At 54.3% G+C, this 19,513-nt stretch carries 20 protein-coding genes; 6 read left to right on the top strand and 14 right to left on the bottom strand.

Annotated elements, in window-relative coordinates; genetic code table 11:
- Positions 1-351: 351 nt before the first annotated feature.
- The 4 genes from selD to yedE are packed head-to-tail and all read right to left on the bottom strand — an operon-like array spanning position 352 to position 2,953.
- On the bottom strand, positions 352-1,389 hold the full coding sequence (gene selD / locus MUB23_RS05325) for a selenide, water dikinase SelD (RefSeq protein ID WP_244799304.1): 1,038 nt from the start codon (positions 1,387-1,389) through the stop codon (positions 352-354).
- 10 nt (positions 1,390-1,399) lie between these two features.
- Positions 1,400-1,645, bottom strand: a complete 246-nt coding sequence (locus tag MUB23_RS05330) for a DUF3343 domain-containing protein (protein ID WP_244799305.1) — start codon at positions 1,643-1,645, stop codon at positions 1,400-1,402.
- Position 1,646: 1 nt separating this feature from the next.
- Positions 1,647-1,853, bottom strand: a complete 207-nt coding sequence (locus tag MUB23_RS05335; protein ID WP_244799306.1) for a sulfurtransferase TusA family protein — start codon at positions 1,851-1,853, stop codon at positions 1,647-1,649.
- A gap of 11 nt (positions 1,854-1,864) precedes the next feature.
- The gene (gene yedE, locus MUB23_RS05340) at positions 1,865-2,953 is read right to left on the bottom strand and encodes a YedE family putative selenium transporter (RefSeq protein WP_244799307.1); all 1,089 of its coding nucleotides are present in this window, start codon (positions 2,951-2,953) and stop codon (positions 1,865-1,867) included.
- 152 nt (positions 2,954-3,105) lie between these two features.
- On the opposite strand from yedE, the gene MUB23_RS05345 reads away from it, so the two are divergent.
- The 4 genes from MUB23_RS05345 to MUB23_RS05360 all read left to right on the top strand — a co-directional run bounded on the left by MUB23_RS05345 (position 3,106) and on the right by MUB23_RS05360 (position 8,393).
- On the top strand, positions 3,106-4,287 hold the full coding sequence (locus tag MUB23_RS05345; protein WP_244799308.1) for an aminotransferase class V-fold PLP-dependent enzyme: 1,182 nt from the start codon (positions 3,106-3,108) through the stop codon (positions 4,285-4,287).
- On the top strand, positions 4,278-5,183 hold the full coding sequence (locus MUB23_RS05350; protein ID WP_244799309.1) for a selenium metabolism-associated LysR family transcriptional regulator: 906 nt from the start codon (positions 4,278-4,280) through the stop codon (positions 5,181-5,183). Before MUB23_RS05345 ends, MUB23_RS05350 begins: the two co-directional genes overlap by 10 nt.
- An 81-nt stretch (positions 5,184-5,264) precedes the next feature.
- Positions 5,265-5,726, top strand: coding sequence for a hypothetical protein (locus MUB23_RS05355; RefSeq protein WP_442874106.1), 462 nt, complete (start codon positions 5,265-5,267; stop codon positions 5,724-5,726).
- Positions 5,727-6,131: 405 nt separating this feature from the next.
- Complete coding sequence (locus MUB23_RS05360) at positions 6,132-8,393, top strand: adenosylcobalamin-dependent ribonucleoside-diphosphate reductase (RefSeq protein WP_244799311.1); 2,262 nt, start codon at positions 6,132-6,134, stop codon at positions 8,391-8,393.
- Positions 8,394-8,541: 148 nt separating this feature from the next.
- Here the strand turns inward: MUB23_RS05360 and MUB23_RS05365 are convergent, their stop codons facing one another.
- Genes MUB23_RS05365 through MUB23_RS05380 form a run of 4 tightly spaced genes read right to left on the bottom strand, consistent with a single transcriptional unit; the run spans position 8,542 to position 12,308 of the window.
- The gene (locus MUB23_RS05365) at positions 8,542-9,909 is read right to left on the bottom strand and encodes a D-alanyl-D-alanine carboxypeptidase family protein (protein ID WP_244799312.1); all 1,368 of its coding nucleotides are present in this window, start codon (positions 9,907-9,909) and stop codon (positions 8,542-8,544) included.
- Between the two features lie 53 nt (positions 9,910-9,962).
- Positions 9,963-10,418, bottom strand: coding sequence for a DUF1934 domain-containing protein (locus tag MUB23_RS05370; protein ID WP_244799313.1), 456 nt, complete (start codon positions 10,416-10,418; stop codon positions 9,963-9,965).
- A 13-nt stretch (positions 10,419-10,431) separates the two neighbouring features.
- Positions 10,432-11,247 carry a glutamate racemase gene (gene murI, locus MUB23_RS05375; protein ID WP_244799314.1) on the bottom strand — a complete coding sequence of 272 codons (816 nt, stop codon included), beginning with the start codon at positions 11,245-11,247 and terminating at the stop codon, positions 10,432-10,434.
- 2 nt (positions 11,248-11,249) lie between these two features.
- On the bottom strand, positions 11,250-12,308 hold the full coding sequence (locus MUB23_RS05380; RefSeq protein WP_244799315.1) for a D-alanine--D-alanine ligase family protein: 1,059 nt from the start codon (positions 12,306-12,308) through the stop codon (positions 11,250-11,252).
- 199 nt (positions 12,309-12,507) lie between these two features.
- Here MUB23_RS05380 and spoIIR point away from each other — a divergent pair, with 199 nt between their 5' ends.
- Positions 12,508-13,128 (top strand): stage II sporulation protein R, encoded by a 621-nt coding sequence (gene spoIIR / locus MUB23_RS05385; protein WP_244799316.1) that lies wholly within the window; start codon positions 12,508-12,510, stop codon positions 13,126-13,128.
- A 9-nt stretch (positions 13,129-13,137) separates the two neighbouring features.
- On the opposite strand, the gene MUB23_RS05390 is transcribed toward spoIIR, so the two are convergent.
- From MUB23_RS05390 to MUB23_RS05415, 6 genes are read right to left on the bottom strand one after another with little or no spacing between them, the layout of a single operon-like run.
- Positions 13,138-13,962 (bottom strand): aldo/keto reductase, encoded by an 825-nt coding sequence (locus tag MUB23_RS05390; RefSeq protein WP_244799317.1) that lies wholly within the window; start codon positions 13,960-13,962, stop codon positions 13,138-13,140.
- Positions 13,963-13,965: 3 nt separating this feature from the next.
- A complete protein-coding gene (locus MUB23_RS05395; RefSeq protein ID WP_244799318.1) occupies positions 13,966-14,808 on the bottom strand; it encodes a sugar phosphate isomerase/epimerase family protein in 843 nt (280 codons plus the stop codon).
- Positions 14,805-15,446 carry an RpiB/LacA/LacB family sugar-phosphate isomerase gene (locus MUB23_RS05400; RefSeq protein WP_244799319.1) on the bottom strand — a complete coding sequence of 214 codons (642 nt, stop codon included), beginning with the start codon at positions 15,444-15,446 and terminating at the stop codon, positions 14,805-14,807. Before MUB23_RS05400 ends, MUB23_RS05395 begins: the two co-directional genes overlap by 4 nt.
- 22 nt (positions 15,447-15,468) lie before the next feature.
- Positions 15,469-16,833 carry a GntP family permease gene (locus tag MUB23_RS05405; protein ID WP_244799320.1) on the bottom strand — a complete coding sequence of 455 codons (1,365 nt, stop codon included), beginning with the start codon at positions 16,831-16,833 and terminating at the stop codon, positions 15,469-15,471.
- Positions 16,830-17,474 (bottom strand): hypothetical protein, encoded by a 645-nt coding sequence (locus tag MUB23_RS05410; RefSeq protein ID WP_244799321.1) that lies wholly within the window; start codon positions 17,472-17,474, stop codon positions 16,830-16,832. Before MUB23_RS05410 ends, MUB23_RS05405 begins: the two co-directional genes overlap by 4 nt.
- Entirely contained in the window at positions 17,471-18,289 is an 819-nt protein-coding gene (locus tag MUB23_RS05415; RefSeq protein ID WP_244799322.1) for a sugar phosphate isomerase/epimerase family protein, read from the bottom strand. The genes MUB23_RS05410 and MUB23_RS05415 overlap by 4 nt, the downstream gene beginning before the upstream one ends.
- Before the next feature lie 349 nt (positions 18,290-18,638).
- Here MUB23_RS05415 and MUB23_RS05420 point away from each other — a divergent pair, with 349 nt between their 5' ends.
- Positions 18,639-19,502, top strand: coding sequence for an AraC family transcriptional regulator (locus MUB23_RS05420; RefSeq protein WP_244799323.1), 864 nt, complete (start codon positions 18,639-18,641; stop codon positions 19,500-19,502).
- Positions 19,503-19,513 lie beyond the last annotated feature (11 nt).

Genomic DNA, 19,513 nt, shown 5'->3' on the forward strand with positions numbered 1-19,513 from the left:
CACAATAGTGCACATTTAAGAATATCAAATAAAAGTCAACCTGTCAACGACTTTTTTTCCAGTTTGACCACTATTTATCCATACTTTTCCTGTTCTTTTTCCTGACCCGGCACAGAATCCGCTGCTGCTTCTTCCGAAAGCTCCCATCTGCCGGGAGGCATACGATCCCATTTTTTGCAGCTTATCCTTTTCCCATCTTTTTGTCAATCGTTTTCTGATTTATTCTATCCAATTTTTTCCTATTTTAGTCATATCGCCCAAGAACATCCTCCACCCGGAAAAGGCAGGTATCAAAAAAAGACAGGATTCCGCTATTTTCCCGGTCCTGCCTCTTTTCTGAAACGCCAAATCCTATTCGAGAACAATCCACTCCCCTGTATAGTCCGTCACATATCCCACGATCTTGGCATCCGGGATGTACTCCGTCAATTCCCGCCAACACCTTTCCGCCGCGCTCTCCGGCACTGCCATCAGCAGTCCTCCGCTGGTCTGCGGATCATAGAAAATATCCTGCATGGCCCGGCTGATCCGATCCGGAACCGCAATGCCGCCTTCCACATAGGTTCTGTTGCGGTAAGCGCCGGCAGGAATGAAGCCCATGGCGGCAAGTTCAAGAGCCTCCTCATAAAAAGGCACCCGTCCGGCGGTCAGATGGATGGTGCAGCCGCTCCCCTGAGCCATCTCAAAGCTATGCCCCAGCAGCCCAAAGCCGGTCACATCCGTGCAGCTGTGGACCGGATATTTCACCATGATGTCCCTGGCCGTCCGGTTCAGCGACGCCATCTGCCGGTAAATCCGATCCAGCGTATCTCCGGCCACCATCCCGGCCTTCGCCCCTGTGGTCAAAATGCCGATCCCGATCTTTTTCGTCAGAATCAACACGTCCCCCGGCTTTGCCCCGCTGTTTGTCAAAACCTTTTTCGGGTGGACGAACCCGGACACAGCCAGACCGTAAATCGGCTCCGCGCCATGGATCGTATGACCGCCGGTGATGATGGCCCCGGCCTCGTAGGCCTTGTCGTAGCCGCCGCGCAGAATCTCCCGCACCGTTTCCTGCTCCATCCGCTCCGTCAGGCACAGGATATTTAACGCAAGCTTCGGTTCCCCGCCCATCGCATAAACATCACTCAACGCATTTGCCGCCGCAATCTGCCCATATAGAAACGGGTCGTCCACAATCGGCGGAAAAAAATCCGTAGTCTGGACCAGCGCCAGATCCTCTTTGATCTGATAGACGCTGGCATCATCGCTCTTATCATACCCGACGATCAGCCGCGGGTCTTCGTGAGTCCGAAACCCTTCCAGCATATGCGCCAGCGTGCCCGCGCCGACTTTCGCACCGCAGCCAGCGCATTGAGCCAGCTTTGTCAATTTTACTTCTGTTTCCATCCCCGCCTCCTCAGCTGTTTTCCGCGCGGAACAAAATATGGTAACCGTCCGGCCGGACGGACACAACCTGTTCCACCTCCTCCGGCCAGGCTGCCGCCGGACAAGGATCCCCTGCTTCATACTGCACACAGATTCCGCAGCTGCTGCTGAGGTTCCGGGGGACAGGCATCATCTTCGCCGCCTGTTTCTTCTGCTCACAGAGCTTTTTAAAACGAATCGCCCCAAAATGGGAATAAAAGGTCGCTATGTATATCATCTCATTTCCTGATGTTGAGCGTAAACTCCCCATCCTTTTCCTCCACTTCCACCTGATATCCCTGATGCTCGGCATAGCGGGTCACGTTTTCTCTGGAAGCCGGATTGTCCACAATCATCTGATACTCCGCCTCATCGGAATTCATGGCGTCCCGGATTAAGATCACCGGTTCCGGGCAGGAAAGCCCTCTCGCATCCAATCTGTTCATCTTTTTCCTCCTTATGCTTTCTCTTTTCGAAACGTATTCATACAGGCAATTGCCAAAACCACGGCAATGCCGATCAGCACTCCGATCTTACCGTTCCCCGTCGGTCCCTCGCCGCTGGAGGCGAGGCCAAAATTGTGGGCAAACGCAGCGCCGGCCATCAGTCCGAGAACCGCAATGGCGCTGTCGCTATTTCCTTCCCCAGCCAAAACCAGCTGACGCAGCGGGCACCCGCCCAAAAGCACACAGCCAAAACCGGTCAGCAGCATACCAAGGCCATTCCAAAGCCCGTCGGTATGGGCCACCGCCTGGCCGTCCATTCCCAGCTTAAAATAGGTATCCGGGGTTGCTGCGGTGAGAATCAGATTACAGATCAGCGCACTGGCCAAAATGGCAAGAAACCCCGCCAAAAGCTTCCACTCCCGGAACAGCACGGCATCTCGGATTCCGCCGACCATGCACAGGCGGGTTCTCTGCGCCAGCGCGCCGACAATCAAACCGGCCCCCAAGCTGATCATCAGGCCGGCATGTTTCGCACCGGGTCCGCCGCCTGCTTCCGTAAAATGAATAAAGGAAGGCGCGGCAATCAGGAGAATCAAAAACACAACTTCCAGACCGGCAAACAGCCTGCCTTCCAGCGCTGGAAGCCGGTAAGTCCGTTTCAGGGAAAAGCCTTTGCTTAAGAAAAATACGCCGGCAAGAATTCCGCAGATAAATCCGGCCAGTCCGAAAACCGCATTCGAATCACCTCCGGCAAGCCGCAGAATCATGCGGAAAGGGCAGCCTAAAAACATTAAGCAGCCGATCATGACGAAAAAGCCCAGCAAAAAGCGGGTCAACGGCGCGCTGCCGCCCCGCGAAGAAAATTCCTTCCGGCAGCAGGCCAGAATAAAACTGCCGAGAACCAGCCCGATGATCTCCGGCCGTATGTACTGGACGGCGGCGGCAGAGTGAAGACCAAGGGCGCCGGAGGTATCTCTCAGAAAGCAGGCAATGCAAAATCCCATGTTGGATGGATTGCCCAAGTATACAAGCAGTGCCGAGAGGATACCGATGAGAATTCCGGCGAGAATGATGGTTGTCTTTTCTTTTTTCAAATTCATAGTTTTTCCTCCTGTATTCCATCGTAAAATCAGTATAGCAGATCTCTTTTTTCTTCTCCAATTATATTTATCGACTTATCCGATCGTTTTATTTGATATTCCGATAAGTATATGATAAGATAAAGAAAAGCCTTAATAGGAGCTGTCTACCGATGAAAAAAATTTATTTTGACCAGGCGAGCACAACCTTTCCCAAACCCCAAGCCGTGCCGGACGCCATGTACCGGTACATGACGCAGATCGGAAGCAATATCAACCGCGGCAGCTACGAAAAAGCCTATCAGACCGAGGAGGCCGTCTACGAAACAAGACAGATGCTTTGCCGCCTGTTCGGCGGACAAGACTGCAAAAACGTCGTTTTCATGAAAAACGTGACGGAAAGTCTGAATGTTATTCTGAAAGGTTTTCTAAAGCCGGGGGATCACGTCATCACGTCCTCGATGGAGCACAACGCCGTCATGCGCCCCTTGACCCAGCTGGCCAGACAGGGGGTCGAGTTTACGCGGGTTCCTTGCCGCCGGGACGGTACCCTTCCCGCCGAAACACTCGTTCATTTCCTAAAGCCCAACACAAAGGCGATGGTCATGACCCACGCCAGCAATGTCTGTGGAACACTTCTTCCCATAAGGGAGGCCGGGGAGTTCTGCCGCGCCCATGGGCTTCTCTTCTTTGTGGACTCTGCTCAGACCGGCGGAGTTTACCCGATTCATATGGAGGAGATGAAGATCGATGCGCTGGCCTTCACCGGCCATAAAGGCCTTTTGGGTCCCCAGGGCATCGGAGGCTTTCTGCTGAGAGACGGCCTCGCTTTGCAGATCGAACCGCTGTTATCCGGAGGAACCGGCAGCATCAGCCATACGGAGGAGATCCCGGATTTTATGCCGGACCGTTATGAGGCCGGCACCATGAATCTTCCCGGTATCCTCGGCCTGCGGGAAGGCCTCCGTTTTCTGGAATCTACCGGCATAGATCGGATCCGAGAACATGAGCTCCGCCTGACCGGCCGTTTTCTCACCGGACTTCACGGGCTGGATAACGGCGGGCGGCGGCTTCGAATCGTCGGGAAAGACGGCACAGACGGCAGGACCGGAGTGGTATCGATCCAGCTCTTGGATCAGGACATCGCCGGGGCTGCCTGGGAGCTGGATGAAACTTATGGAATTATGACAAGGGTCGGCCTTCACTGCGCGCCCTCCGCCCATCAAACATTAGGGACTTACCCCACCGGTACGATCCGTTTTTCTTTTGGGTGGTGGAACAACGAGGAAGAGGTGGACCAGGCCCTGCACGCCCTTAGCCTGGTTCTGGAAAGGCAGGGAGACCGATGGAACTAAAGCAGCTGCAATCCTTCGTCGCCGTTGTCGAATACAAAAGCTTCACCAAAGCCGCGCAACAGCTTTATCTCTCCCAGCCCACCATCAGCGCCCACATCCGAATGCTGGAAGAAGAATTGCGCTCCACCCTGATTACCCGGACCACAAAAAGCATTGAGGTTACGCCGAGAGGTCTGGAACTGTACGAGTGCGCCAGCACCATCCTGAATCTGAAGGATAACCTGATCCAGCGCTGGTCGAGCGAAGAAAATAAAATCATTCATCTGGGAGCTTCCACCATTCCGTCCGCCTATATTTTGCCGGAGATCCTCCCGGAATATGGAAAGCTGCACTCTGAGGTCTATTTTGTGATTCACCAAAGCGACAGCCAGAAGATAACCGAAGGCCTCCTCAACGGCAGTTTTGACCTTGGGATGATCGGCATGGACTGTGAAAACGAATCCCTGGCCTGCGTTCCGTTTTATCGTGATCACATGGTTTTGATCACTCCGGTCAACGAACATTTTCTCGCCCGAAAGGAACAGGGGCCGGTGGATCTGCAAATCTTGCTCCAGGAACCCATGATCCTGCGGGAACAGGGAAGCGGCAGCAAGAAGAGCGCCGACTATTTTCTCGACAGTATCGGATTGCAGGAATCCGACTTAAAAGTCGCCGCCCGGATCAATGACCAGGAGTCGATTAAAAACCTGGTGGCAGGCGGATTCGGCATCTCCATCATCTCCGAGCGGGCCGCTCAAAATTTTGTGAAAGAAAAACGGCTGCTGATGTTCGAGCTGCCGGAACCGGCGGCGGCCAGGAACCTATATCTGGTTTATAAGAAGAATGATACCGGCAAGAAATACATCCTGGATTTCATTCATTATCTGACAAAGTATTATTTTTCAATTTGTCCCTAACTTCTGCTTGCAAGCCCTCCGGACCGATGCTATAATCAGGTAGGATTTGTGCGAAAATCTAAGAGAATTGAAAGCGGAGGAATGAATATGTCAGTTTGGCAGATTATTACCATTATCCTCTTAGTCATTCTGGCCGTCCTGGTGGTCCTGTATTTTGTCGGCCGCCGGATGCAGAAAAAGCAGGCCGAGGCCAGCGTTCAGATGGAAGCGATGAAACAGACCATCTCCATGCTGATCATTGACAAGAAGAGGTTAAAAGTCAAAGAGTCCGGACTTCCCCAGGTCGTCATCGATCAGACGCCCCGGTATCTGCGCTGGACCAAGCTGCCTGTCGTAAAAGCCAAGGTAGGCCCGAAGATCATGGTGCTGGCCGCCGACCGCGCGGTCTGGGACGTGCTTCCGGTCAAGCAGGAGGTCAAGGTAGAGGTCAGCGGAATCTATATCGTATCGATCAAGAGTGTCCGCGGCGGAAGCATTCAGCCTCCGCAGAAAAAGAAGGGCTTTTTCGCCCGGTTTAAAAAAGACAAGAGCGAGAAGAAATAATAAGTTCCGACAGCCGGACAAGAGGGCTCCTGATGAGGAATCCTTTGATCCCGGTCAAAAAGCAGGCATGCCACGCCACGGTGGTCTGCCTGCTTTTTTGGTAGGGACGAAGTCTGGTTCACAATTCCAGCGATTCGGCTTTTTACTGGTTACAGAATCCATCATCTCCCCAGATTTGGTTCCATGCAAATTTATATGAGATCCTCCTCTTTTTTGCAACAATTAGAATGGTTTCCCCTCTTTCAGACAAGAATATAAGAACCTGTGGTATCGAAGAATTTCCGCACACAAAAAGCAATGAAAAACAAATTCGGAAAGGCTTTCAAAAAGTCCTTGCGCCCATCTACATATTGTGCTATTATACTTTTTGCATACCACATATGGAATTTAAGGAGAGAATATAGAATGACAATCGAAGAATGGCTCGGCAAAGACAATCACCTGGGAATCGACATTTGGAATAACAAATATAAAAATCACGGCGAAGACTTCGAAGCATGGGTGAACCGCATCACCGCAGGCAACTCCGAGGCGGCCGGTCTGGTGCGCCAGAAGAAATTTCTGTTCGGCGGCCGGATCCTCTCAAACCGCGGCCTGGAACAGGAAGGCAGGAAGGTCAGCTTTTCCAACTGCTATGTGGTGACCCCGCCGGAAGACAACATTGAAAGCATTTTCGACTGCGCCAAGAAACTGGCCCGGACCTACAGCTACGGCGGCGGCTGCGGCGTGGATATCTCCCGTCTGGCCCCCAGAGGAGCAAAAATCAATAATGCCGCGAAGGAAACCAGCGGCGCCGTTTCCTTTATGACACTCTATGCTCTTGTCACCGAACTGATTGGCCAGAACGGCCGCCGCGGCGCTCTGATGATCTCCATCGACTGTTCCCACCCGGATGTCGAGGAATTTATTGATTTGAAAACCGACCTGGAAAAAGTGACCAAGGCCAACATCTCGATCCGGATCGACAACGCCTTTATGGAGGCCGTGAAGAACAACGCGCCCTATCTCCTCCACTACACCAGGGAGGCCACCGGGGAGGCGATCGAACGGGAAGTCAACGCCCAAGAGCTTTTCCGTCATATCGCGGAAGTTAATTGGGACTATGCGGAGCCCGGCGCTCTTTTCTGGGACCGGATCAAAAGCTGGAGCCTTCTCAGCGGCACAGAAGAGTTTTCCTTTGCCGGGGTCAATCCCTGCGCGGAAGAACCGCTGCCGGCCGGGGGAAGCTGTCTATTGGGGAGCTTAAATCTCTCGGAATTTGTCAAAGAGCCCTTTACCAAAAACGCGGTCTTTGACTTTGAAGGCTTCAAGGAAGCCGTTGCCGTTGCAGTCCGGGCTTTAAACGAAGTTTTGGAGGAAGGCCTTCCGCTGCATCCTCTGGAAGAACAGCAAGAAAGCGTCCGGAACTGGCGTCAGATCGGCCTTGGCATCATGGGACTGGCCGACATGCTGATCAAGCTTGGCATCACCTACGGGGAAAAAGAGGCTCTGAAACTCTGCGACAAGATCGGCTTCATCATGGCCGACACCGCCATCGCCGCTTCCGCTCAGCTGGCAAAGGAACTGGGCCCGTTCCCGAAATACCGAATGGAAAATGTGATTTCCACGCCCTTCTTCCAGGCCAACACCTCGGAGGCCACGGTGGAGTTGGTAAAAAAACACGGAATGCGCAATTCCCAGCTTCTTACCATTGCGCCGACTGGAACCCTCTCCACCATGCTCGGCATCTCCGGCGGAATCGAACCGATCTTTGCCAATTATTATGAGAGAAAAACCGAATCCCTCCATGGGACGGACGTCTACTATAAGGTTTACACCAAGATTGTGGACACCTACATGAAAGCCTTCCAGATCACGGACGACCGGGACCTGCCGGACTTTTTCGTCACGGCCATGACGCTGGAATACCACAGCCGGATCGACATGCAGTCCGTGTGGCAGCAGCATATCGACGCCTCCATCAGCTCCACGGTCAATGTGCCGAACCATTTCACTGTGGAGGAGACGGAAAACCTGTACCGTTATGCCTATGAGAAGAAGTTAAAGGGCATCACAATCTACCGGGACGGCTGTAAGCGCGCCGGTGTGCTGACCACGGAAGACACCTCCGGCCCTGCTGTGGCAGGCGACGGCTTAAAGCGCGGCGAGATTGTGCTCGTCACCGACGACGTGGTCGGAAAGAAAAGAAAACTGATCACGGGCTGCGGCAGCCTCCACTGCATCGCACTGTTTGATCCCAATACCGGCGCACTCCTCGAAACCTACCTGAGCAAGGGCTCCACCGGCGGCTGCAACAACTTCATGATCGGCCTTTCCCGGATGATTTCTATCAGTGCCCGCGGAGGAATCGACATTTACACGATCATCGACCAGCTGAATTCCACCGGATCCTGCCCGTCCTACACGGTGCGCCGGGCGCTTCACAAGGACACCAGCAAAGGAAGCTGCTGCCCCATGGCCGTCGGCAACGCTCTCCTCGACATGTACAACGAAGTACAGCAGGAGCTGGCGGCTCAGAAATCCACAAAGCCTGCCAAAAAACTGCCCAAGCCCCAGGCCGTGCAAAACGCAAGGGACAAGATGCGCTGCCCGGAATGCGGGGAGAACACGGTGATGGAAGGCGGATGCACGATCTGTAAGAACTGCGGGTGGAGCAAATGCCTGTAAAAGGAGGTCAAGCCGGTTTTTAAAATATATCGGGATGATTTTTTCATAGGAAATTTCGATGGGATTTCCTGTGCATTACAAAAGGACAGAACCAGCAAACTGGCTCTGTCCTTTTGCATGATCTTTCACTTCCACGCATCTGTCTCCGCTATCTTCTCCGCGCCTGCGAATACCCGGCCTGCCGCCGTCTCTGCTGCTGGCGGAGCTTTCTTCTTTTCCTCCTGCGCTGATTCTTGATGATCTGAATCACAACCCAGGCGATCACCAAAATCGCCGCTAAGACAGCTAGCACCACCAGGATCCAGAACCAGAACGGCTTTCCGGAATCCTCGGCCTTTGCCGTCACCGGCAGGCTGGACTGGGCATTCTCCACGGTTCCCTGAATCACGATCGGCTGCCGTCCCAGTGTCGAAGCGCCGCTGCGGTAGAGCAGATCCCCGACTGTGCCTTCGGGATCGCCCTCCTCCCTGCCGATGAACTCTAAGGTCAGGCTCTCCACCCCGCTGGGGATCGTCAGTTTGCTCTCCCCGGAGAGGGCCAGAGGCATCGGATATCCGGCACTGAGGCCTGCGCAGAAATTCCGGCTGGTGGCTCCCATGTCCACCATACGGAAATTCTGGAAGCCGTAGTCCAGAATGCTTTTGGTATCCTGATACACCACGCCGCCGCCGGCATCCTTCATCACCACGCAGACCAGCTCCATACCGTCCTTCTCCGCATAGGTCACCAGCGTATTCTTCGCAATCGAGGTGTAACCGGTTTTCCCGGCCTTAACCCGCTCGTCGTGGTACTCACTGGAAGATAGCATCATCTTATGGTGCATGGTGCACTTGAACCCCTTGGGATTCTTCTCCGTCGGCGGGATCTCAAAGGACGTGGTGGAATCAATTCGATAAAACGTCTCGTTCTGGAGCGCCGCCCAGAAAATCAGCGCCATGTCGTGGGCCGTGGTCGTGTGATTGGAATCATTGAGCCCGTGCGGGTTGGCGAAATGGGTGTTGGTGCAGCCCAGGGACGCGGCCTTCTGATTCATCAGATCCGCAAAAGCGGACAGGGACCCCGCCACATGCTCCGCCAGCGCATAGCCGCTCTCATTGACGGAGTTCAAAAGAAGCAGATACAGACACTGCTCAACGGTCAGCGTCTCCCCTTCCAGCGCCATCCCGCTGAAATTTCCGCCGGATTCGATATCCGTCACCGCTTCATGGGAAAAAGTCACCTGCTCATCGAGCTGGCAGTGCTCCAATACCACCAGAGCCGTCATCACCTTGGTGATGCTGGCCGGAAACCGGGTTTCATTCTCATTTTTTCCGTAGAGGACCGCTCCGGAGTTGATCTCCACCAGATAAGCGCTCTCCCCGGTGATGGACGGTCCCGACGGCCATCCTTCCATGTCCCGTGCGTCGGTCTGCTGCAGATCCGTACGGCCGCCCACGGCAAGCGCCTGCATCGGATTGACACACAAAAGCACGGCCAGCAGCATTAGACCGAAAATTGTTCTGTATCCCCTTCTCAAACTTCAAAACCTCCTGCGTCGTTTTCCGGACCGGCCGGTTCATCCCTCGTCCTCTAGGAAATCAGGGTAAAATCTTTTGACTCCTTATCCTGGACATGAATCTTGATCGAACAGTCCGAGATATGTTCATAATTGATTTCCAAGGCATACTCCACATTCACGTGGATTCCGCCTTTTTCTTCCATCACTTCCAACTCGTTGGCGCGGATCCCCAGGACCAGATTGCCGAACGGTGTCGAATAGTGAGACACGTTTTCTTTTCCCTTGGTGAAGGTCAGCTCCGTCTCGATCAGCCCTTTCTTGCGGATGCTCACCGTCTCCGGTGAAATTTTCAAAAGATTGTGGACCGGCTCGGTGAAATTTTCCGCCATCTCATCGTAGGTAATATAATGCTTCCCGTTCTTCCAATAATACTGGCCGGGCGCAATCACTTCGATATCCTGCCGCTCCGCCTCCTCGTCCGCCATAAAAAGCAGGCCGCTCACCGTCACCAAAACGTCTCTGTCCATCTCGTTTTCCCCTCTAGTATTTTTCGATGTCTACGACCTGGGTGGCCGGAATCTCGCGGGGCAGGATGGAGTTGGCGAAAACCCGGAATTTTTCCGCGCCGTCGCTGACATAAAACTCGTATTTCCCCTCCGCCGCAGCCAAGCCGTCCGAGAGCAGCCCCTTCTCCGTCAGGAGACGCCGCAGACTCAGCGCGGTTTCATAGGCCGGATTCACCAACTGAACGGAGTCCCCCATCACTCCGCCGATTAAGGAGCGGAGCAGCGGATAATGGGTGCAGCCCAATATCAGCGTATCAATCTCCTTCTCCTGCAGCTCTTTCAGATACCGTCTGGCGATCTCCTCCGTCACAAAGTCGTGGGTCAGACCTTCTTCCACAAGCGGCACAAACAACGGACATGCTTTTCCGAAGACCTGGATTTCCGGGTTGATGCTCCGGATAAAATCCGTGTACAGGCCGCTGCCGATCGTCGCGTCGGTGGCGATCACGCCTACTTTTCCGTTCCGGCTGGTCCTGGCCGCGGTCTTGGCTCCCGGCTTGATCACGCCGATAATCGGAACATCGATCTCTTTTTCAATGGTTTCCAGCGCGTAGGCGCTGGCTGTATTGCAGGCCACCACAATGGCTTTTACTTTTTTCGTCTCCAGAAAGCGAATGATCTGGCGTACAAAGTGGAGAATCGTCTTTTGCGATTTGCTTCCGTAGGGCAGACGGGCCGTGTCGCCGAAATAGACCAGCCGTTCCTCCGGAATCTGGCGCATGATCTCCCTCGCCACGGTCAGACCGCCGACGCCGGAGTCAAAAACCCCGATGGGCGCATGAATCCCCATGGTTACGCCCTCCGCAGAAACGCCGTCTGGATCAGCTCCTCCACCAGCTCCGGCAGCGCGCGTCCGCGGGCTTCCCAGAGCATCGGATACATGCTGATCGACGTAAATCCAGGCAGCGTATTGATTTCATTGAATACCACTTCATTGGTCCCGTCCTCTAAGAAGAAATCCACGCGGGACAGGCCCAATCCGTCCACCGCCTCGAAGATTTTCACCGCATCCCGCCGGATCTCCTCAGCCACGCCTTCCGGCAGATTAGGATCCACGACGGTACGGGACTCATTGCTGTTGTACTTGGCATCGTAATCATAAAATTCCGCAGCTGCTAAAATCTCTCCGACTCCGGAGGCTTTCGTTTCCCGGCCGCCAAACACCGCGCACTCCAGCTCCCGGCCCACAATGGCCTCCTCGACCAGGATCTTGGAATCCTCGGCCGCCGCACGCTTCAAGGCCTCCTTCAGGCTTTTTCTGTCCACCGCTTTGGAAACGCCCTTGGAAGAACCGGCATTGGACGGTTTGACGAACACCGGGTAAGGCAGACTCTGTTCCACCCGGTCCATCACGGCCTCATCATCATTCAGCTCCCGGCGCAGCACCGGGACAAACTTGGCCTGGCGGATGCCTAAGCCGCCTATGATCACTTTTGTATAAAATTTATCCATGGAGACCGCGGACGACAGCACGCCGCAGCCCACATAGGGAATACAGGAGAGCTCCAGCAGCCCCTGTACCGTGCCGTCCTCACCGTAAAGACCGTGAAGCACTGGAAACACCACATCCACCTTTTGCAGCTTCGCATCGTCCCCGTCCAGGAAAAGAATCCCCTTCATCGCGGTGTCCGGAGACAGGACCGCGCGGGTCCGGTTCTCCCGCCAGGCGCCGGAGCGGACCTCGTCCAGGGAGTCCACCTTCAGCCAGCGCCCTTCTTTCGTGATTCCGATCAAAAAGACCTGGTATTTTTCCGGATCTATATTTCCGGCTATGGTGACCACCGAGAGACAAGATATTTCGTGTTCCGAAGACTGTCCGCCGAAGAGAACGGCGATCTTTATTTTAGACATGACAAAGTTCCTCTGTTTTTTCTTTTTAGTTTACTCCAGAAAGAGGAATAATTCAACCACAAATGGGAAATACTCTGGATGCCGGCGGAAAACCCGGCCTTGCAATCTACCGGGATTGCTGCACAATCGCGGGGAAGCGCCTGGCAGCGCCGATAAGGATATGCCGGTGGTAAAATGTGGTACATAGAAAGGAAAGACGATGAAACGAGATCTGCGTTTGGTGGTTTTGGTAATTATTCTCAACAGTTTTTTAACTCTTGGATGCTGGGAGGGGCTGCGCCAGGACCAGATGGTTGCGCCGGTAGCCGCGGAGGTGCTCCGGTTCCGGGTCCTTGCAAACAGTGATTCCGAGGAGGATCAGAAATGTAAGCTGATGGTGAGAGACCGAATTTTGGACGAGCTCGGCAGCAAACTGGATACGGCGGCCAGCCCGGAAGAGGCGGAGCAGTACGCCTTGGCCCACCGGCAGGAACTGGTGGAAGCAGCGGAGGCAGCGGTCCGGGAGGCTGGTTTTTCCTATCCGGTCAGCCTGTCGGTCGGAGATTTCTATTTTCCGGAAAAGACTTACGGGGATATGACCTTCCCCAGAGGGACCTACCGCGCCTTAAAAGTAGAAATCGGAAAAGCAGCGGGGAACAACTGGTGGTGCGTGCTGTATCCCCCGCTGTGCTTTACGGATGCGGTTACGGCCGAGGTCCCGGAGACGTCCCGCGAAAAGTTGGAACACGTACTGACGGAAGAGGACTGCCAAATGCTCACGGGAGAAGTGGAAGTCCGGTCCGCGTTTTTGGACTGGGTGGGAGGGCTGTTTCACTCCTGACCATGCCTTTTAGCCATTGTAGGTAAAGGGATCGGATCCCGCCCGGATTCCGGTCTCCATCTCATCGATGATCCGGATCTCGTCCGCCGAAAGGGCAAAGTCAAAAATTTCACTGTTTTCCCGGATTCTGTCCCTGTTGCTGGACTTTGGGATTGGGATCTGGCATTTTTCCACATGCCAGCGCAGGACCACTTGGGAGATTGTCTTCCCATGCCGTTCTGCAATCCGTATCACCTCCGGATTTTCCCGGTAGGCCCCCCGGTTCAAGGGACGGTAATCAATCACCTGGATCCCCCGCGCTTTACAGTAATCCGATATTTCCTTTTGCTGAAACGACGGGTGGCACTCCATCTGGTTGAGGACGGGATAGTCCCCGAAAACCTCTTTCAGCTTTTCCATTTGATCCGGCTGAAAATTGGAAACGCCTACGCTCCGGATCCATCCTCTTTCTTTCAGCTTCAGCACCTGCTCATACGCGTTCAGGCGCCTGCTCTCCTCTGTTCCCGGCCAGTGGAGAAGGTAGGCATCCAGATATTCTGCCTGAAGCCCCCGCAGCGTCTTTTGGAGGGCCTCTTCGGCCTTTTCATAATCGGAAGGCCAAAGTTTGGACAGGAGATAAATTTCTTCCCTCGGCACCCCGCTTTTCTTCACGGCCCGGCCAACCTCCGCCTCATTTTGATAACAGGAGGCGGAATCAATATAACGGTAGCCCGCTTCTAAGGCGTTTCCGACCGCATTTTCTTCCTCTTCCCCAAAAGAATTATAATTTCCAAACCCCAAAGCCGGGATCTCATATCCATCCCGCAATTTCCAGGTTTTCTGTTCTGTTTTCATTTTTTACCCCTCTCCCAAATACTGTTTGGTCCGGCGGAGTGCTTCCGTGACATACGCCAAAAATCCGGATTCCGCCATACGTTCCGGATTCGGCGCCTCGATACCGCGGACCACTGGAGGCAGGCAGTCAAGAATCCCCCGGATATCCACTGCGCCTTCCCCCGGAAAAAGCCGCCCGGCAAGCCCGGTTTGAATCAGCTCCTCCCGGCTCTCCGGAATTTCCGCCGGACAGTCGCACAGGTGGACGTATCGGAACCATTGCTCCGGCAGCCCCTTCAACTCGCCGGTCGTGTTGCGGGACCGGTAAAAATGGAGGGTATCCAGTACAATTCCCTGATTTGGCCGGCCTGTCTTTTGTAACAGCCGCACCGCATCTCCCAGCCCCATAACGCCGGACCAGGTCACGAATTCCAGATTGATATTCTGGCCGTAAGGGGCCGCCAGCTCGCAGAGCCTGGCAAACGCCTCTTCATAGAATGCCGAATCCTCCGTCCAGATATTGGTCAAAATCTCTCGAATCCCCAGCTCCGCAGCCGCTTCTAAATCCCGTTCGTAATCCCGCACGTCCACGCCGTCGAAGATCCGGGCGTTCTCCGTGTCATGGATCACGATTCCCTCGGACCGGGCCGCTTCTCTGGTCTCTCGGAGCAGCTGCTTATCATCTGCCAGGGCGAACGGCATTTTTCCTGTCACGGATTCCTGTACGGATTGGACGTTCCGTCTCATCCGGGTTGGAATGCTTCTCAGGCTGACACAGTCAAACCCCGCCTGGGCCGCGGTCCGGATCAGTTCCGGAGGCGGACACAAGGCGTTTGTCAGATGGACCAAAGAATAAGAAGCCTTCATCGCTTTCCCTCCTGATCATAAATTTCTATCACAGCCGCCTTCTCCGGGCTCTCCGGCGCGCTTTCCATCAGTTCCCGCACCCCTTTCATCCCCAGAGCAGGGAGCAAAAGGTCCCGGTCGATCAGCGGAAGGATCTCCAGAAAACTTTTCCGGAAGGAATCCGACTGTGATCTCAGCTTTCGGTGCATCCGGCGGATCAAATCCGCCCGCTCCGGCGGGTAGCCTCCCCCGACGGGCACTGAGAACGCCTGATCCAGGATCAGGCGGATCTGCTCTTTTCCGGCCAGGCCCCAGCCCCGGTTGAAAGGCAGGCTGAGACAGTTTCCTGCATTCACCTGCATAAAAAGCCAAGCTTCCAGAGGATCATAGACGAGCCCGCAGAGCACTCCGGGAAATGCCATCACCCCATTGAGAAAACCCTGCCCGGTCCCGCAGCCTCCGATCACAAAGTCCACCGCTTTGGTATTTAATAGAATTCCGGCAAGGAGGGAGGTGTGGAGGAAAGTCAAACTTTCCTCCCCTTCCTCGCCCCGCATCCCCACCTGATAACATTCATGGGCTTCATAGCCGGACAACACCTCCCAGATATCCTTTGCATGGTGGCTGGTAGAGCCTTCTACAAGCAACGCGATTTTCATTTTCCACACTCCTATCTTTTTCTCAGCCCACACCTAACGTTGCCGGGATCGGCAGGAACAGCGCCCCTAAAAGGGCAATTCCGAAGATCACAAAGGCACAGATCATCTGACTGGTTGTGTACGTTTTTAAGCCGCCGCTGACCTTCATGCCGGACAAGTTGGCCGTCACCCAGAAGGCGCTGTCATTCAAATGCCCCGGCCCCATACCGCCGCTCAGGCAGGCCACGGCAAGGAAAAATGGATGGATGCTGAGTCCGGCGGAAAAGCCCGCCATAATCTGCATGCTTGTGATCCCGGCCACGGTTCCGGACCCCTGCGCCACCTTAAAGATAAACGCAATGCCAAAGCCCACCAGCATCAGAAGGATTCCACCGGAGGTTCCCTCGATTCCCATGCTCTCGATGATGGTATTCCCAATATCCGTCGCCTGAATCACCGCTCCGAACGCGCCGCCGGCCGCCGTTACCATCGCGGCAATGCCGCTGCCTTTCAGCGCAGCGTTTCCCGCCTCGTCCAGGCCCTTTTTCCCCAGGCTCTTATAAGAAATCAGGTAGGCCGCCAGCGTGCCGAGAAGCATGGCGGGAAGACGGTTTCCCAGAACGGAGATAATCATCGGAGGTTCCTCCCAGATCACGCTGCCCACGGTTCCGAGCAAAATGCAGACCAGCGGGATGACCACGGGGAGCAGGGCCGCCCCGAAGCTGGGACTGTTTTCTGTTTTCGTCTCCGTGATTTCAATCACCGCCGCAGGATCCAGATCAGACTCTTTAAAAAATCCTTTATCCATAATTTTCGTGTAAACCGGTATTACGATCAGCACATTGAGCAGCCCGATCACCAGACCGCCGATCAGCATCCCGCCCAAGTCGAAGCCAAAGATTTCCGGCGCAGCCAGAGGGTTCGGGGTCGGGGGCACCAGCACATGGGCCGTGCAGCCTCCGATGGCGATCGCCCCTACCACATAGGCGATGGATTTTTTGATTTTCTTGGCAATCGAGATTCCAATCGGAATCAAGATAATGAAGGTAATATCAAAAAATACCGGGATGGAGAGAATAAAGGCCGTCAGCGCAATCGCATACAGCGACTTTTTTTCCGGAAAGATCCTTACCATGGTCTCTGCAATCACATTGGCCCCGCCGGACTGGCTCAGCAATTCCCCGATGATTACGCCGAGGATGATCGAGATTCCCATGCTGGACATGGTGCTTCCAAATCCGCCGCCGATGGAAGAAATCGTCTCCATCCACCCAAGCCCGCAGGAGACTCCCATGTACAGGCTGGCGAGAATCAGGGAGATCACCGCATTCAGATGAAATACCATGATGGTGATCAGGATAATGGCAATGGAGATTGTCAGATTTACAATCAAAAGTGTCGTACTCATGCTTTTCCTCCTCTGTTTTTTTCAATTACAACAAATACGCTCCGGGAGCAGCTGTGATACCGGTGCCAGGGATATTCCCCCCGCTCATCCCAGATTCTCCCATTGGCCGTTCCTGGACAGAGCGGCAGCTCACCGCAGAGGGTTCCGGGATCGGAATCCTGAAAAATCTGGACGCGGCCGGTCCCGCACACCTGCAGATGGATCTCATCAAAATCCTCCCCGTGCTCCCGGTGAATTGCCGAGGGCGCATCGGCCTCCGCCAGACAGAAATTCATCCCAATCCTTCCGCCTACCACGGCGCGGGGAGATTTATAGTAAGGGACATTCCGATTCCGCTCTTGGCGAGAATATTCCCAAAGAGACTTCCAGGTTTGCTTCATCCGCTTTGCCGTCCGGCCGTCCTCCACCGAAAAAGAACCGAAATTCCGGATCACCAGCGCCTGCCCCGGAATTTCCAGATTTGCGCCGGTCACAACCGCGCTGCAAAAAGATTCCAGCAAAAACGTTCCGATTCGGACCGGGGACTCGGACCTTCCGGCGAGATTCAAGATCAGGCAGCGCTCCCGCACCGGGTAGGCCGGCTCCGCCTCCACATATTCCGCCTGAAAAAAAGGTTCCGCAAAATCCAGTTTCTGAATCATTTTCCTTCTTCCCCCTTTAAATAAGCCTTGGTGCGCCTCAGCGCCTCTGCGGCATATTTTACGTATCCCATTTCTTCCCAGCGTCTCCGGTGGGGAATCTCGATTCCATAGACGGCCCAGGGCTTCCGCCCGGCAATCTTCCGGATATCGATTCCTCCCTCGCCGGGATAAAGCCTTGCTTCTCTGGCCGTATAAGCAAGTGCGTCCGGATCCTCCGGGATCTCCCCCGGCGCGTCGCAGATATGGAGGCAATACAGCCACTCTTCCGGCAATTCCTCCAATTCTTTGAAAGTTACCCTAGACCGGTGAAAGTGGAGTGTGTCCACCAGAATCCCCGCGTTGGGGCGGTTTACCGCCTCCAACAGATTCTTGGCCTCCCGAAGGTCTTTCACCTTAGACCAGGTCACAAATTCCAGATCAATCTGTTGGCCGTATTCCGCCGCCAGATCGCAAAGCTCTCCGAATTTTTCCCGCGCGTACCCGGCGTCGGCCGACCAGACATTGGAGAGGACATGGCGGACTCCCAGTTCCGCTGCCGCCGCCAGACAAGGTTCATAGTCTTTTACCGACATTCCGTCGAAAATCCTTGCGTTTTCTATGGAATCCACCCATACCCCTGTTTCCGCCGCCGCCCGCCTGGCCGCTTCCAAAAGCCGCCGGTCTTTCGACAGGTCAAAGGGTTTTTCACCAGGCAGCCCCATGGGAATGGTCCTGGCGTCAATACAGTCGTATCCCGTTTCGGCGGCAATCCGGATCATCTGCTCCGGAGAACAGCATTCGGTTGTCAAATAAATTAAAGAATATTTCTCTTTCACTCTTCCCTCCTGACTCGATTTTTGCTCCCCAGGCGCCTGGAGAGCAAATCGGAACGCGCAAATCATCGCGATGCAAAGCGGTTCCGTAATGGTATGCCCGATTGAGCATATTTTCTTAGACAAAAAAAGTATAACAATTTTTCTTGTTTTTCTAAAGAATCCATCCATCCGTCCTGCGCAACAATCCTGCTGTTTTTTCTTCCGTTCCTTCACGCTTTTCCACGGTTTCAGGCCAGCGCTTTCCAAGAATCCTGTTTTTGCCGTAAAATTTCCTGCCAAACGCTCTCTTTTCTTTTTTCCTTCTTTCGGTTATACTAAAGCCAAATTCAAAAAGTCCGGAGGTATGCCCATGATCTTTTTGCCTTTTCAGCCGGTACAGGAATCGGTCTTCACGGATAACACTAGGCTGGAACTTGTAAAAATCGTCCATTCTTACAACCAGCCGGGCTGGATGCTTCCCTCCCATTCCCACCCGGATCAGACGGAAATCCTCTATATTGCAGGCGGAAAGGGAATCTACACCGCGGACAACACCCCGTACCATGTCCAGTCCGGCGATATTGTAATCTTTAACAGCAACGTGGTGCACTCGGTGGAGTCGGATGATCAAGCGCCCCTGGACGTCTGGTCCTGCGCGGTCCGGGGCTATCAGCTTCCCGGCCTGACACCCAACCACATCTTGCCGGCAGGATCCAGCCCAGTCCTTTCCACAGGGGAGCGTCATGCCGTTTTTGAAGCAATCTATCGGGAAATCTATTACCAGGGAAAACAGCAGGATAAGGGATATTATTCCATCTGCACAGCGCTTGTAACCGCTCTAGTGCTCCTCTGCATCCAGCTCTCCGAGGAACAGCAAAAATATCAGACAAAGGAAAAGGACTCCCTGGCAGCGGATGTCCTCCTGTATCTGGACGAGCATTTTTCCGAACCGGTTACCATGGAATCCCTTTCCCGTCACTTTCATGTGAGCGCCAGTCATCTCAGCCACGAGGTAAACAGCGCGTTTCATCTCTCCCCCATCAGCTACCTGATCGGCCGGAGGATCCGCCAGGCCCAGTGGGAACTGGTCTCCACGGACTTCTCCCTGAAAGAAATCGCGCTGCACGTCGGTTACGAAAACGCCAATCATTTCAGCAACTTATTTTATAAGAGGACTGGAATGAAACCGCTGGAATTCCGTCAACATTATACCGAACAAAAAAAGACGACATAGCAGCCATGTCG

The organism is Cuneatibacter sp. NSJ-177 (genome assembly GCF_022867805.1).
Classification (GTDB): Bacteria; Bacillota; Clostridia; order Lachnospirales; family Lachnospiraceae; genus Pseudolachnospira.

Bases quoted from the DNA above. Each gene is read 5' to 3' on its own strand.
- selD (WP_244799304.1), bottom strand. From the start codon at position 1,389: ATGGAAACAGAAGTAAAATTGACAAAGCTGGCTCAATGCGCTGGCTGC.
- MUB23_RS05330 (WP_244799305.1), bottom strand. From the start codon at position 1,645: ATGATATACATAGCGACCTTTTATTCCCATTTTGGGGCGATTCGTTTT.
- MUB23_RS05335 (WP_244799306.1), bottom strand. From the start codon at position 1,853: ATGAACAGATTGGATGCGAGAGGGCTTTCCTGCCCGGAACCGGTGATC.
- yedE (WP_244799307.1), bottom strand. From the start codon at position 2,953: ATGAATTTGAAAAAAGAAAAGACAACCATCATTCTCGCCGGAATTCTC.
- MUB23_RS05345 (WP_244799308.1), top strand. From the start codon at position 3,106: ATGAAAAAAATTTATTTTGACCAGGCGAGCACAACCTTTCCCAAACCC.
- MUB23_RS05350 (WP_244799309.1), top strand. From the start codon at position 4,278: ATGGAACTAAAGCAGCTGCAATCCTTCGTCGCCGTTGTCGAATACAAA.
- MUB23_RS05355 (WP_442874106.1), top strand. From the start codon at position 5,265: ATGAATATGTCAGTTTGGCAGATTATTACCATTATCCTCTTAGTCATT.
- MUB23_RS05360 (WP_244799311.1), top strand. From the start codon at position 6,132: ATGACAATCGAAGAATGGCTCGGCAAAGACAATCACCTGGGAATCGAC.
- MUB23_RS05370 (WP_244799313.1), bottom strand. From the start codon at position 10,418: ATGGACAGAGACGTTTTGGTGACGGTGAGCGGCCTGCTTTTTATGGCG.
- murI (WP_244799314.1), bottom strand. From the start codon at position 11,247: ATGGGGATTCATGCGCCCATCGGGGTTTTTGACTCCGGCGTCGGCGGT.
- MUB23_RS05380 (WP_244799315.1), bottom strand. From the start codon at position 12,308: ATGTCTAAAATAAAGATCGCCGTTCTCTTCGGCGGACAGTCTTCGGAA.
- spoIIR (WP_244799316.1), top strand. From the start codon at position 12,508: ATGAAACGAGATCTGCGTTTGGTGGTTTTGGTAATTATTCTCAACAGT.
- MUB23_RS05390 (WP_244799317.1), bottom strand. From the start codon at position 13,962: ATGAAAACAGAACAGAAAACCTGGAAATTGCGGGATGGATATGAGATC.
- MUB23_RS05395 (WP_244799318.1), bottom strand. From the start codon at position 14,808: ATGAAGGCTTCTTATTCTTTGGTCCATCTGACAAACGCCTTGTGTCCG.
- MUB23_RS05400 (WP_244799319.1), bottom strand. From the start codon at position 15,446: ATGAAAATCGCGTTGCTTGTAGAAGGCTCTACCAGCCACCATGCAAAG.
- MUB23_RS05405 (WP_244799320.1), bottom strand. From the start codon at position 16,833: ATGAGTACGACACTTTTGATTGTAAATCTGACAATCTCCATTGCCATT.
- MUB23_RS05410 (WP_244799321.1), bottom strand. From the start codon at position 17,474: ATGATTCAGAAACTGGATTTTGCGGAACCTTTTTTTCAGGCGGAATAT.
- MUB23_RS05420 (WP_244799323.1), top strand. From the start codon at position 18,639: ATGATCTTTTTGCCTTTTCAGCCGGTACAGGAATCGGTCTTCACGGAT.